This window comes from Acidimicrobiales bacterium (assembly GCA_022452145.1).
GTDB lineage: Bacteria > Actinomycetota > Acidimicrobiia > Acidimicrobiales > MedAcidi-G1 > UBA9410.
This window is the reverse complement of the sequence record JAKURY010000004.1, coordinates 15,170-28,525: the sequence shown is the minus strand read 5'-3', so window position 1 is coordinate 28,525 and position 13,356 is coordinate 15,170. Positions and strand designations below refer to the sequence as shown.

At 70.2% G+C, this 13,356-nt stretch carries 11 protein-coding genes; 4 read left to right on the top strand and 7 right to left on the bottom strand.

The window, feature by feature from the left end; all coding sequences use genetic code 11:
- Positions 1-106 precede the first annotated feature (106 nt).
- Together MK177_02185 and MK177_02180 are read right to left on the bottom strand one after the other, a co-directional pair.
- The gene (locus MK177_02185; GenBank protein MCH2426124.1) at positions 107-766 is read right to left on the bottom strand and encodes a class I SAM-dependent methyltransferase; all 660 of its coding nucleotides are present in this window, start codon (positions 764-766) and stop codon (positions 107-109) included.
- Positions 767-786: 20 nt separating this feature from the next.
- Positions 787-2,544, bottom strand: a complete 1,758-nt coding sequence (locus MK177_02180) for an amidohydrolase family protein (protein MCH2426123.1) — start codon at positions 2,542-2,544, stop codon at positions 787-789.
- 189 nt (positions 2,545-2,733) lie between these two features.
- Between MK177_02180 and MK177_02175 the strand changes: the two genes are divergently transcribed.
- The 3 genes from MK177_02175 (at position 2,734) to MK177_02165 (ending at position 6,219) form a co-directional block, all read left to right on the top strand.
- On the top strand, positions 2,734-4,206 hold the full coding sequence (locus tag MK177_02175) for an aldehyde dehydrogenase family protein (GenBank protein MCH2426122.1): 1,473 nt from the start codon (positions 2,734-2,736) through the stop codon (positions 4,204-4,206).
- A 192-nt stretch (positions 4,207-4,398) separates the two neighbouring features.
- Entirely contained in the window at positions 4,399-4,851 is a 453-nt protein-coding gene (locus tag MK177_02170; GenBank protein MCH2426121.1) for a peroxiredoxin, read from the top strand.
- Between the two features lie 144 nt (positions 4,852-4,995).
- On the top strand, positions 4,996-6,219 hold the full coding sequence (locus MK177_02165; GenBank protein MCH2426120.1) for a CoA transferase: 1,224 nt from the start codon (positions 4,996-4,998) through the stop codon (positions 6,217-6,219).
- A 95-nt stretch (positions 6,220-6,314) separates the two neighbouring features.
- Here the strand turns inward: MK177_02165 and MK177_02160 are convergent, their stop codons facing one another.
- Positions 6,315-7,337 (bottom strand): hypothetical protein, encoded by a 1,023-nt coding sequence (locus MK177_02160; GenBank protein ID MCH2426119.1) that lies wholly within the window; start codon positions 7,335-7,337, stop codon positions 6,315-6,317.
- Positions 7,338-7,609: 272 nt separating this feature from the next.
- On the opposite strand from MK177_02160, the gene MK177_02155 reads away from it, so the two are divergent.
- The gene (locus MK177_02155; protein MCH2426118.1) at positions 7,610-7,948 is read left to right on the top strand and encodes a WhiB family transcriptional regulator; all 339 of its coding nucleotides are present in this window, start codon (positions 7,610-7,612) and stop codon (positions 7,946-7,948) included.
- A 26-nt stretch (positions 7,949-7,974) separates the two neighbouring features.
- On the opposite strand, the gene MK177_02150 is transcribed toward MK177_02155, so the two are convergent.
- The 4 genes from MK177_02150 to MK177_02135 form a co-directional block, all read right to left on the bottom strand.
- Positions 7,975-8,760, bottom strand: coding sequence for an SDR family oxidoreductase (locus tag MK177_02150; GenBank protein MCH2426117.1), 786 nt, complete (start codon positions 8,758-8,760; stop codon positions 7,975-7,977).
- Positions 8,757-9,452 carry an SDR family oxidoreductase gene (locus MK177_02145; protein ID MCH2426116.1) on the bottom strand — a complete coding sequence of 232 codons (696 nt, stop codon included), beginning with the start codon at positions 9,450-9,452 and terminating at the stop codon, positions 8,757-8,759. Before MK177_02145 ends, MK177_02150 begins: the two co-directional genes overlap by 4 nt.
- A 147-nt stretch (positions 9,453-9,599) precedes the next feature.
- Complete coding sequence (locus MK177_02140) at positions 9,600-10,868, bottom strand: Glu/Leu/Phe/Val dehydrogenase (GenBank protein MCH2426115.1); 1,269 nt, start codon at positions 10,866-10,868, stop codon at positions 9,600-9,602.
- Between the two features lie 87 nt (positions 10,869-10,955).
- Positions 10,956-13,316 carry an HAD-IC family P-type ATPase gene (locus tag MK177_02135; GenBank protein ID MCH2426114.1) on the bottom strand — a complete coding sequence of 787 codons (2,361 nt, stop codon included), beginning with the start codon at positions 13,314-13,316 and terminating at the stop codon, positions 10,956-10,958.
- Positions 13,317-13,356 lie beyond the last annotated feature (40 nt).

Below are 13,356 nucleotides of genomic sequence, written 5' to 3'. Positions count from 1 at the left end.
GAGCCTAATCCCGGGTCCGATGGGCGGTCCCACCCGGGACCTGCTTGGCTTTCCCACCCAGTACCTGTTGGCCGGGGCGATCGGGCTGTCGACCTGGCCAGTCGGATCAGCGCTTCCGGACGAGGGTGACCCCGTCGCCCACCGACAGCATGACCACCTCGACGCGGCCGTCGCCCACCACGCGGGCGTTGAACGCCCGGAGTGCCACGGTGTCGTCGTCGTCTGCCGACGGGTCCAGGACCCGACCCGACCACAGCACGTTGTCCACGACCAGGAGGCCGTGGGCCGAGAGCCGGGGGACGAGCTCCTCGTAGTAGGCGAGGTAGCCGGTCTTGTCGGCGTCGATGAACGCGAAGTCGACGACGGTGTCCTCGGGCAGTGCACGCAGCGTTTGGATGGCCGGAGCAATGACCAGGTCGATCCGGTCGGCGAGACCGGCGGCTTCCCAGTGGCGTCGGGCGATGTTGGTCCACTCCTCGGACACGTCGCAACAGAGCAGGCGGCCGCCGTCGGGTAGCGCACGGGCGATGGCCAGCGAGGAGGCGCCGGTGAACGTGCCCACCTCCACGGCCAGGCGCGGCCGGACCGCGGCGACCAGCATCGACAGGAACGCAGCCTGGTCCCGGGCCACCTGCATCCGGGCCCATGGTCCGAGTTCACGGGTGGCCGCGGCCAGCGAGTCCTGTACGTCGTCGGCAGCGGTGGTGTGGTCCAGCACGTAGTCCTGCAGGGCCTCGTCCAGGAAGAAGGATCGGTGGTCGGCCATGGCGTCGTCCGGCTCCCGGGTCAGCGACTGTCAGTGCCGCTGCGCAGCACCCGTCCTGGTCGGGCATCGGTGAAGGCTCCGGCTTCTACGACCGGAACGCCTGCCACCAGGACGTCGTCGATGCCCGAGGCACCGGCGTACAGGCGTGCGGCGCCACCGGGCAGGTCGGGCCGCATGGTGACTGGGTCGCTGGCCACGGAGGCCTCATCGATGAGCAGCACGTCTGCATGGGCTCCTTGGTGGAGCCTCCCCCGGTCGACCAGGCCGTACAGGTCGGCCTGGACGGCGGTCATGAGGTGCACCGCCTCCTCAAGTTCCAGCAGGCCGTGGTCGCGGACCGGCTCGGCCAGCACCCGGGTCGGATAGTTGAAGGTGGCCAGCAGGTCCAGGTGGGCACCGGCGTCCGACGCACCGATTACCGCCCGCCCGTCCCGCCAGATCCGTACCCGGGCCTCCCAGTCCTGTCGGCTGGCCGGCACGTCGGGCCGACCGAACGAGGTCTGCAGGTCGTCTACCAGGGCGATGTCCAGCAGGGCGTCGAACGGTTCGCAGCCCAGCTCCGCGGCGATGGCGGCCACCGTGCGACCGTCGAAGCGGGCGTTGGCCGGGTCCACCGTGTCGAAGATGGTCAGGGCCCCCCAGTTGGCCAGCCGCCGGAGTGGGTGGTCGCCCTGGGCCAGGGCGTCCAGGCGCCTCCGCTGTTCGGGGTCGGCCAGAATCCGCTTCTTGTCTTCGCGGGGAAGGAACATGACCTCCTCCCAGCCGGGGATCGCATCCAGCACGAATCCGCTGGCCAGCGAGAGACGGGCAGCGATGACCATTGGCACGGTGAGGGCCACCACCTTTGCACCGCGCTCGGCCGCATGGGTTCCCGCCTCCAACTTGAGGAAGCACTCGTCGATGTTGCCGGCCGTGACCTGCATGACGTTCCAGTTGAGCTGTCGGCCTCCGGCGGCCAGCGACATGTCGGTGAGGAGCTGGCGCGACTCCTCGTCGACGGGTCCGCCCACGCCGGGCAGGAACTCGAGGCCGGTGCCATCGAAGTCGGCCACCACGCTGCAAAGGTCGATGAGCTCCCGGCGCGAGGCGTGCCTGCTGGGCACCGGGCGACCCTCGGCGTCGTTGTGGGTGCGGGACCAGGTCGAGGAGAAACCCATGGCGCCGGCCGCCAGCCCGGCCCGGAGGAGGTCGGCCATGGCGGCCACCTCGGCCTCGGTGGCCTCCCGCTGGACTGCCTCGTCGCCCATTACGACCCGGCGCAGTGCCGAGTGCCCGACCTTGTAGCCGGCGTTGATGGCCAGCAGTGGGTCGATGGCATCCAGGAACTCGGCTGTGGTCCGCCAGTTCCACGGCACCCCTTCCCGGAGGGACTCGAGCGGCATCCCCTCCACCCGCGACAGCATCCTCATCAGGTAGTCGCCGTCGGCCGGGTCGTCGGACAGCGGGGCGATGGTGAAACCGCAGTTGCCGCCGATCACGGTCGTGACGCCGTGCAGCGGCGACGGGCTGAGGGTGCCGTCCCAGAACGGCTGGGCGTCGTAGTGGGTGTGGACGTCCACGAAGCCCGGACAGACGATCCGACCGTCGGCGTCCAGCACGGTGGCGTCGGCGGTGTCCAGGTCCGGGCCGATCGTGGCGATGCGCCCGTCAACGATGCCCACGTCGGCGCGCCGTCGGGGGCCTCCGTCGCCGTCGACGACCCAGCCCCCCCGGATCAACGTGTCGTACATGGTGCTCCCAACTGTGTACGGCGTGCGCCGCGCAGCGCCTCCGGCCACCCCGGGGACGGTAGTCACCGGGCCGGTGGGGGGCCGAACGGGGCGCCTCGGTACCCTCTCCCCAGGACGTCTGACTACCGACATTTGATTTCCCCACGGAATCCGATGTCGTGCCAAGAGCCCGGGGTCGGCCCCGGGCGGGACGGCGCCTAGCCAGTATCCGGCCCAGCATCCGGGAGAACCAGCGCCATGGGCGAGACCACCGCCATCGATCCGCAGGAGGAGTGGAAGCTCCTCATCGGAGGTGAATGGACGTCCGCGTCGGGCACCTACGAGATCGTGGATCCCAACACCACGGCCGTGGTGGGACACGCACCCGACGGCTCGGTCGCCGACGCCGAAGCTGCCATCGCCGCAGCGAAGGCGGCCCTTCCGGGCTGGCGCGACACCCCACCGGTCGAGCGTGGCGCGCTGCTGGGCCGCCTGGGAGACGTGCTCCGTGAGCGGGCACCCACATGGTCGACACTCGTCCAGGCCGAGACGGGTGCCACCATCAACGTGGCCGAGACGATGCAGGTCGGGCCGACCCTCGCTGACCGCTACGCCCAGTACGCCGTTCCCCGCGACCTCGACCGGGCCGAGCTTCCCGTCACCCAGGCTGCTTCGGCCCTGGGCCCTGCCGGCCTGATAGGCGCGGTCTCCCACAGGCAGCCGGCCGGGGTGGTTGCCTGCATCACCTCCTACAACTTCCCGCTCGTGAACGTGGCCGGCAAGCTGGCTCCGGCCCTGGCGATGGGCAACACCTGCATCATCAAGCCGGCTCCGCAGGACCCGCTGGGCGTGCTGCGACTCGGCGAAGCGGTGGAGGAGGCCGGCTTCCCGCCCGGCGTGGTGAACATCCTGACGACCTCCGACGTGGAGGCCTCGGCCGCCCTCGTGGCGTCACCGGACGTGAACATGGTCAGCTTCACCGGGTCGTCGGCCGTCGGAAAGCGGATCATGGCCGACGGTGCCGCATCGATGACCCGGGTGCTGATGGAGCTGGGCGGCAAGGGTGCGCTGGTCATGACCGAGGACGCGGACGTGAATGCCGCCGTCGGGGCGATAGCCAGCGTGTGGGGCTTCCACAGTGGACAGATCTGCACGGCACCCACCCGGGTGATCTGCCACACCAGCCTCTACGACCAGCTGGTGTCCACGCTGGAGTCGGTGGCCGGGATGCTGAAGGTGGGGGATGCCACCCTGCGCGACACCCTCGTCGGTCCGCTGGTCTCGGAACGCCAGAGGGACAGCGTGGAGGAATTCATCCGCGGCGGGGTGGCTGATGGCGCCACGCTGGTGTGCGGAGGCGAGCGTCCGGACCTGCCCGGCTACTTCGTGGCTCCGACCCTGCTGGCCGACTGCACGGCGGACATGCACGCCGTGCGGGAGGAGGCCTTCGGGCCGGTGGTGGTGGTGCTGGCCCACGACGGCGACGACGAGGCCGTGGCCATCGCCAACGACTCGGCGTACGGGCTCTACAGCTATGTGTACGCGGGAGACATGGCCCGGGCCTACCGCATCGCCCGGCGCCTGGAATCCGGCAACGTGGCGTTGAACAGCATCGTGCCCCATCCGAACGCGCCGTTCGGAGGGTTCAAGGAGTCAGGGATCGGCCGCGACCGCGGCATCGCCGGCCTCGAGGCCTACAGCGAGGTGCAGGCGATCTCCTGGATGGCCTGACCCGGCCCGGTGTCGACCTGTGGGCCGGCCGTCCGGTCTGCCCGGTGTCGGCCCTGGGCCCGCCGCCCGTCTGGTCCGTCGTCGGCCGGAGCCCGGTACTAGGTTCGGCGAGGTACGCAATGTTCAGGTAGATGTATTCAGGCACCTACGTTGGGCAGCCACCACGAGATGGCCAGATATTGGAGAGACGCGATGCTGGAAGTGGGAACTGAGGCTCCGGACTTCTCGGTGCCCGACCAGGACGGCCAGGTAGTCACCCTGGAGAGCCTGCGTGGCCACTGGGTGGCGTTGTGGTGGTATCCGATGGCATCCACCCCCGGTTGAACGATCCAGGGCAGGGGGTTCCGTGATCGAACCCCGGACTATGAGGCAGCCGGAGCGGTGGTCGTCGGCGCCAGCTTCGACTCCGTGGAGGCACAGAAGAAGTTCGTCGACGAGGAGGGCTTTCCGTACCGCCTGCTGGCCGATGTCGACAAGGTGATGGGCACGGCCTACCTGGCCGACCAGCCCGACAAGGGCTACCCCCGCCGCATCAGCTACCTGATCGACCCCGAGGGCGGCATCGTCCGGACCTACGACCTGGCCGGCCAGGACCTCGCCGAGCACGCCACGGCCGTACTGGACGACATCCGGGCGCTCTCCTGACGCCGGTGGCCCGGCGGATCTGGCCGCGGTCCTGCGAGTGCGAAGCGACGGCGGTCCTGGTGGCCGCCTCCCGAAGGTGGCGCACCGGCGACTCGGGCGCTGGTCTCCTGACGACGGTGACGTGTCGGATCGGGAATTGACCCGGTGGAGAGGGCTGTGATCCGCCCACTGGAGGGACTGTCGGTCGTCGAGGGCACGGCGTTCGTTGCCGCTCCGTCCGGTGGGATGACGCTGGCCCAACTGGGTGCCGACGTGATCCGGTTTGACCAGGTGGGAGGTGGCCTCGACCACCGCCGCTGGCCGCTGACCTATGACGGGGTCAGCCTCTACTGGAACGGCCTGAACCGGGGCAAGCGCTCCCTGGCCGTCGACCTGCGGGATCCAGAGGTCACCGAGCTGCTGGCCGAGCTCATAGCCCGGGCAGGAAACTTCCTCACCAACTTCCCGCCGGTGGGCTGGATGTCCTACGACGAGCTGCAGGCGCGCCGCCAAGATCTGGTGATGCTCGTCATCACCGGCTCGCACGACGGGGCCAGCGCGCTGGACTACACGATCAACTGCGCCGTGGGCTATCCGGCCATGACCGGACACCCCGACGATCCGCGCCCGGTCAACAACGTCGTCCCGGCCTGGGACCTGGTCTGCGGCCAGATGGCGGCCCTCGGCCTGGTCGCCGCCGACCGGCACCGCTACCGGACCGGCGAGGGCCAGCAGGTCACCATCGCCCTGTCCGATGTGGCGTTGGCAACCGTGGGATCGTTGGGGAACCTGGCAGAGGCCCAGGTCAACGGCGAGTCCCGTGGTCGGATCGGCAACGCCATCTACGGCGCCTTCGGGCGGGACTTCACCACGTCCGACGCCCGGAGGGTGATGGTCGTGGCCATAACCCCGAAGCAGTGGCGGGGCCTGCTGGCGGTCACCGGAACGGCAGGCGAGGTCGCCGCCCTGGCCGACGAGCTGGGCGTGGACTTCGCCGACGAGGGCTCCAGGTACGGTGCCTCCGGTCGGCTCTGCGACCTGTTCGAGCCCTGGTTCGCTCAGCGCACCCTTGCCGAGGTGGCAGACGGGATGGACGAGCACGGCGTCTGCTGGGGTCCGTACCGGACGGTCACCGAGCTGGTGGCCGAGGATCCCCGGTGTTCAACGGCGAATCCCCTGTTCGCCGAGCTGGATCAGCCCGGTGTGGGCATGCACCTGGTGCCCGGCTCGCCGCTGGCGTTCGGCGTGTCACGCGCCGGCGATCGTGGCGCCGACGTTGCGCCGCTGCTGGGTCAGCACACCGAGGAGATCCTGACCGTCGACCTGGGCCTGACGTCGGCCGAGGTGGGGGCCCTGATCGACCGGGGGGCGGTGGCAACCGCCGGCTGACCTACCGTCTTCGCGATTGAGCTTCGACATCCTGGCTCGCGATTGAGGTACGCGATTGAGGTACGCGATCCGGGAACGTTCCCGGCGAACCCTGCTCAGGCGCCCCAGGTCACGACACGCCAGTCCAGGACCTGGACGGTCTCGCCGCCACGATCGCTGTCCACCTCGACCCGGACGGCCCTGAGTCGTCCACCGGCTGCGGGCCGCTCGTCCAGCAGCGTGTGGTGGCAGGCCAGGACGTCGCCCTCGAAGACGGGGGCCAGGTGGTCGCAGGCCTGCCAGCCGAGCACGGTGGCCGTGTCGGGCAGCATCCGGACCAGCGACGCCTGGGCCAGCCCGATGGTGTGGCCCCCATAGACGAGTCGCCGGCCGTCGGGGTCCAGTGCCGGATCGCGATGCACTGGGGCCTGGTTCTGGGTCAGCCGGGCCAACTCAGGTGCGAGGGTGACGGTGTCCCGGAGGCGGTCGCTACGTCGGACGCCGACCTGCCAGCCCTTGACGGCGACGGGGGTCAGCGGCGTGGGATCCCAGTCGGGCGGGATCCGCCCCTCCCAGTCACCGAGGTGGATCTGTGGGTCGACGGCGCCCAGGTCGTCGTCGTGTCCGGTCGTCGTCGTGGCGTCGCGGAATCGCAGCATGGCGCACCGCTCGTAGTCGGCCACGGTGGCTCCGTCGTCAACCCGCACGGTGTGGATGCCGAGAAGGACCAGGCCGCGAGCCGGACGGTCGTCGCGTCGGCTGAGCTCGGAGAGACCCCGGACCTCGACTGTGGTGTGGAGAGTTTCGCCATGGCGGACGGGTCGGTGGAGCACCACGCCCCGGTAGAAGAGGTTGGCGATGACCCGACGGGTGGCGACGGTGCTCTGGCCGATTGACACGTGGAGGACGAGGGCCGGGTTGACCAGGGCGCCAGGCCGACCCGTCACGGCCTCGGCCAGGGGGCGGCTGAGCGACGTGGCCAGGGGGTCGCCGCAAATGGCCTGGTAGGTGGCCGCCTCTCCGGGGCCGATGGTGACGGCCGGTGCGGGATCTAGGGACTGGCCGACGACCAGGTCATCGAAGTAGGGCCCGGGATCGTGGTCATCGTGGTCCACGCGGACCAGAGAGTCATCGGGCACGGCGCCACTCTGGCAGCCCCCGGTCGGTGATGCACGGTCCTGGCGGTCGCGGACCCTGACTGCACGTGTTATTACCCGGTAGTCATCGTGGGGAGGCATCCAATATGGATATTTACATCGTTCAAATAGATAGATAGGTTCTCTAACAATCATCGGGAATCACTGGAGCGCGACGGATCGGATTCCTACGATCTCCGGGCAGGCGAGATGACGGCATCCGCGGAGGGGCAACCCGTTCCATCCGGTCGAGGTGGCGAAGGGAAGGGGCGATCATGTCAGACGCAGCGGTGAACTTGTACGTCGACTCGCAGGAGATGAGTTGGGTCGACGGTGCGCTGTGCATCGGCAGGAGCGACCAGTTCTTCGCCCCGTTCGCCGAGCGTCCCGAGGCCCGGGTTCGACGGGAGGCACGTGCAGCGGAGTTGTGCACCGCCTGTCCGGCGATGTACGCCTGTCGCCATTACGCCCGCGACAACCGTGAGCTCGGATTCTGGGGTGGAGAGTCGGAGGCCGAGCGGGCCACCGCCGGCTTCGCCCCGACCACCCCCATCATCGGGCGTCGCCAGGTGGCCGCCCGTCGTGCTGCCGCAGCCCTCGCCGAGGTCGGCTGAACCCGAAGAACGGGCCAGCCGCCCGGTCAGAGGCCGAGGAAGGCACCACCGTCGACCGACAGGGTCTGTCCGGTGACGAACCGGGCCAGGTCGCTGGCCAGGAACACGGCTGCAGGGCCCACGTCGCGCACTGGGTCACCAATCCGACCCAGCGGCGTCCGCCCGAGCAGGCGCTCCTGCAGGATCGGGTTCTCCCGGTAGGCACGGTCCATCGCCGGGGTCATGGCCATCGGAGCGATGCAGTTAACACGGATCCCGTCGGCCCCCCACTCCGCGGCCAACCCCTTGGCCAGCGTGCGCTGGGCTGCCTTGACCATGGCGTAGACGGCCAGGTTGGCGCTCCCCTCCATGCCGGACGACGACGTCATGATGATCATCGACCCGCCGACGGCACGCAGGTGCCGGTGGGCGGCCCGGGCTCCGTCGAACGTGGCCCGGATCGCCGTGGCCACCATGGCGTCCCAGTGGTCCTGCGTCACGTCCTCAAGCCGGGCCGGCGCTCCCGGGGGCGCGATCGCGTTGTGGACCATGCAGTCCAGCCGTCCATGGGCCTCGACAGCGGAGTCCACCGCGGCCAGGAGTTCGTCGGCCGAGGTCACGTCGCAACGGACGCACCGGGCATCGTGCCCGGCCTCGCGGAGGCCGGCGGCGGCAGGCTCGCCCGTTTCGGGCCGTCGACAGGCCAGCACGACAGCCGCCCCGTGGGCCGCCATTGCGGTAGCCATCCCGAGGCCCAGCCCCGAGGCGCCACCGGTCACCAGGACCACCCGGTCCTCCAGGAGGCGGTGGTCTGATCGCGAGGCCGAGGTCACGGGGACATCCAGACGCCGCCGTCGGCCACAAGGGTCGCACCGGTCACGAAACGGGCCGCCGGATCGGCCAGGAGGTCCAGCAGCGGGGCCAGGTCCCCGTACGGGTCCCCCGGACGGCCCAGGGCCGGATCGGCCAGCGTGGTGGTGGCAGCGACCTCAGCGCCCGCTTCTGGCGAGAAGGCCACCTCAGGTGCCACGGCCAGCACCGCCGTGGTCAGGCCGTCAGGCCCCCACTGCCTGGCAGCGCCCTTGGCCAGGGCCCGGATCCCCTCGGATGCGGCTGCGGAGCCGGCGAAGCCAGCGGCCCCGCCCATGGCCACGGTCGACACCACCCAGACCAGGCGTGCGCGGTCGGCCAGGTGCGGCCGACAGGTTCGGGCCACGGCGAATGCCTCGGCCATGGGCGCCTCGCAGGCTTCCACCCACTGCTCCGTGGATTGGTCGAGTAGCGGCGTCGGGCTGGACGGGGTCTGGGGAACGTGGACGACGAGGTCGACTTCGCCGATAAGCCCGACGGCTGCGCTGATTCCGGCACTGATTCCTGCGCCGGAACCTGTACCCGCATCCGATCGGGCGCCGGCGTGTGCAGGCACCACCTGGGCCACGACGTGACCGCGGTCGACGAGGCCGTCGTGCAGTCCATCGGCGAGCAGTCCGTCACCGACCAGCAGGGTCCGGGTTCCGTCAGCCATGGGTCCAGACGTGTATCACCCGGGCGGAGCGGTTGCCGCCCCCGGGCGGGACGACTCCGTGGGTGCGGCCCTCGCCTCCGGGAGTAGCAGCCCGGGGGAGGCGGACACCCGAATGGCCGGATACCGGGAAACGACCGGCCCCTGGAATCAGGGGAAGATTCCCCGCTGCTTGTACACGACCTGCAGGCGACGGAGGGCCACCGCGTAGGCGGCGTCCCGGCGGGACTGGATCTCCAGCTCCTTGCGGATGTCGACCACCGCATCGCAGGCCTTCCACAGGGTCTCCCGCAACTTGAAGTCCACGTCCTCGAGGTCCCAGCGCTGGGCCGACCGGTTCTGGAGCCACTCGAAGTATGAGACGACGACACCGCCTGCGTTGACCAGGATGTCGGGCAGGACGTCGATGCCCCGCTGAGCGAGGATCTTCTCGGCCTCCAGCGTGGTCGGGCCGTTGGCCGCCTCGACCACCACCCGTGCCTGGATGCGTCCTGCGTGCTCGGCGGTGACCTGGTTCTCCAGTGCCGCCGGCACGAGGAGGTCGGCGGGCACAGACCAGAAGTCCTCGTCGTCGATCCACATGGCGCTCGGAAAGCCGGCCACGCTGCCGTGCTCCCGGACCCAGTCGGCCAGCTCGAAGGCGTCTATGCCGTCCTCGTCGGTGATGGAGCCGCCGTGGTCCTGCACCGCCACCAGCCTGGCTCCGTGGACCTGGAGGATCCGTCCGGTGGCACTCCCCACGTTGCCGAAGCCCTGGATGCTCACCGTGGCTCCGACCAGGTCGAAGCCGACCTCGTCGGCCCAGTGCTGGAGGCAGAACACGACCCCCTGCCCGGTCGCCTTCTCTCGGCCCGGGCTACCGCCCGTCTCCAACGTCTTGCCAGTGACGATCCTCTTGACGTTCTGGCGTTCGGTCGCCCCGGTCGAGTTGGCATACGTGTCCATCATCCAGACCATCGACTGGGCGTTGCTGCCCAGGTCGGGGGCGGGGATGTCGTGGTCGGGGCCGATGTTGCTTCCCAGGGCATGGGTGAACCGCCGGACGACCCGCTCCAACTCATCGGTCTCGAGCACCGTCGGGTCGAACGAGATGCCGCCCTTGGCGCCCCCGAACGGGATGTCGCAGAGGGCCGACTTCCAGGTCATCCAGGACGCCAGGGCCTTGACCTCGTCGAGGTCGACCATGTTGTGGAACCGGACGCCGCCCTTGTACGGGCCCAGCAGGTTGCTGTGCTGGATGCGGTAGCCGCGAAACACCCTGTAGGTGCCGTCGTTCATCCGGACCGGGAAGTTGACGATGATCTCGTTCTTGGGCTGCGAGAGGATCGACCTGAGGTCGTCGGGGAGGTCGATGAGGTCGGCGCCGCGGTTGAACTGGTCAAGTGCGGTGGCGAAGAGGCTCGTGCCGGTGTCGGTCATCGGGGACCCTTCGGGTCGGGCGGGGATCGTCGTCGATCCTCCTGCTGCCCGCAGACGCTAGCCGCCGACCCCTATGGGCATGGCGGGCTACCGCCGGTTGGTGATCCGTGGCAGGACGGCCACCAGCAGACCTCCCGCTGCCGTGCAGGCCGCAGCCGTCAGCCACGCCGACGTCGGGGGGATGACCAGCTCGAAGTAGTCGCGGGGGAAGGACCAGGCCATGGTCAGGGCGTACCAACCGCCCATGGCGGCGGCCAGCCCGACCTTCCAGGGGCGGAGCGGTCGGCTGATCCCCAGCAGGACGACCAGGCTGATGCCCAGGAGCGTGAGGGTGGCCGAGGTGCGGGCCGCCTCTAGCGTGGCGTCGCTCCGCCTGACCACCTCGTAGGCGACGAACGTGGCAGCCGCCGCGGCGGTGCCCGCCGGCAGGGCGTAGCGCAGCACCCTGGCCAGGAATCCCGGCCGGACCAGGGAGTCGTCGGGTGCCAGGGCGAGGAAGAAGCCGGGGACCCCGACGGAGATGGTGCCGATGAGGGTCAGCTGCTTCGGCAGGAACGGGAACGGCACCCCGAACAGGCCCACGATGGCGGTGAGCAGGACGGCGTAGGTGGCCTTGGTGATGAAGAGGTTCGCCACCCGCTCGACGTTGTTGATGACCCGGCGGCCCTCGGCCAGCACCCTGGGAAGCGTGGAGAACCTGTCGTCTAGCAGGACCAGCTGGGCGACGGCGCGCGATGCCGAGCTGCCAGATCCCATGGCTATGCCCATGTCCGCGTCCTTGAGGGCGAGCACGTCGTTCACGCCGTCGCCCGTCATGGCGACCGTGTGGCCCCGGGCCTGCAGGGCGTCGACCATGGCCCGCTTCTGGTGGGGGGTGACCCGGCCGAACACGGCACCGGCGGCCACGGCGTCGGACAGGGCCTCAGGGTCGTCGGGGAGGTCCCTGGCGTCCACCCACCGGTCGGCCCCGGGGACGCCGGCCCGACGGGCCACCGCGGCGACCGTCGCCGGGTGGTCTCCGGAGATCACCTTGAGGCTCACACCCTGCTCGGCGAACCAGGCCAGGATCTCGGGTGCCTCAGGCCTGACCGTGTCCTCCAGGAGGATCAGGCACATCGGCAGCCGGGCCGCTGGAAGCGTCTTGGCATCACACGAGCCGGCTGTCGCACGGGTGAGCACGAGGACCCGCTGGCCCGCCTCGGCCAACTCGGCCACCCGCTCCCGGGCGACGGCCCATTCGCCCGTCGGGAGCAGGACGTCAGGCGCTCCCAGGTGGTAGGTGGCCCGGCCGTCGAAGTCGGCGGCCGCCCATTTGCGGGCCGAAGAGAAGGGAACCACGGTTGCGGCACGCCAGCCCGGGGATGGAAGGTCGGCGGCGAGGGCGGCGAGCGTCGCATTGGGCGCCGGGTCGGCCGCTGCCATGGCGCCGACCGCGTTGGCGGCCTCGCCGTCGGTGGTGGCGCCGATCGTCTCGAGGCCCGCGAAGGCGATCTCACCGGTGGTGATGGTGCCGGTCTTGTCCAGGCAGAGCGTGTCGACTCGTGCCAACAGCTCCACAGAGGCCAGCTCGCGGGCCAGGGCCTTACGACGGGCCAGGGCGACCACGCCGACGATGAAGGAGAGGCTTGTCAGGAGGACCAGGCCGTCGGGCACCATGGCCACGGCGGCGGCCACCGTGCCCCGCAGCGCCTCCTCCCAGAGGTCCTCGGTGACGAGGAGCCGGAGCAGCAGCAGGCCTGCCGCCGGGGGGATGATCACGGACAGCCAGCGCAGGATGGCGTTCACCCCCGACCGGAGCTCGCTGTCCACCAGGGTGAATCGCCTTGCCTCCTCGGCGAGCGTGACCGCATACGACTCGGAGCCGATCCCGGTCGCCCTGACGTGCCCTGTGCCGGCCGCCACGAAGCTGCCCGACAGGACGCCGTCGCCGACCGCCTTGTCGACCGGGTCCGCCTCCCCGGTCAGGAGGGATTCGTCCACCTCCAGGCCGATGGCGTCGACCACCACGCCGTCCACCACCACCTGGTCGCCGGGTCGCAGCTCCAACAGGTCGTCTGCCACCACACCCGACACCTCGATGTCGGAGGCAGTTCCGTCGCGGACCACCCGGGCCCCGGGAGCCGAGAGGACGGCCAACTCGGTGAGGGTTCGCCGGGCACGGAGTTCCTGGACGGTCCCGATGATGCTGTTGGAGACGATCACCCCGGCGAACAGGGCGTCGCCGGGGAATCCGGCCACGAGGATCAGGGCGAACAGGGCACCCATGATGGCGTTGATCGGGGTCAGGACGTTGGCCCGGAGGATCTCGCCGGTCGTCCTGACCGGCGCGTCGGGGACGTCGTTCACCCGGCCGTCGGCGACGCGTTCGGCCACCTCGGCGGCGGTGAGGCCTGTCAACCCCGGGGTGTCCGCGGCGGTCGTGCCTTTCGTTGTCGGGGCGTCGTCCACGGCGGCAGATGCTAGGTGGAACGGGTGGGCGCTACCGGTC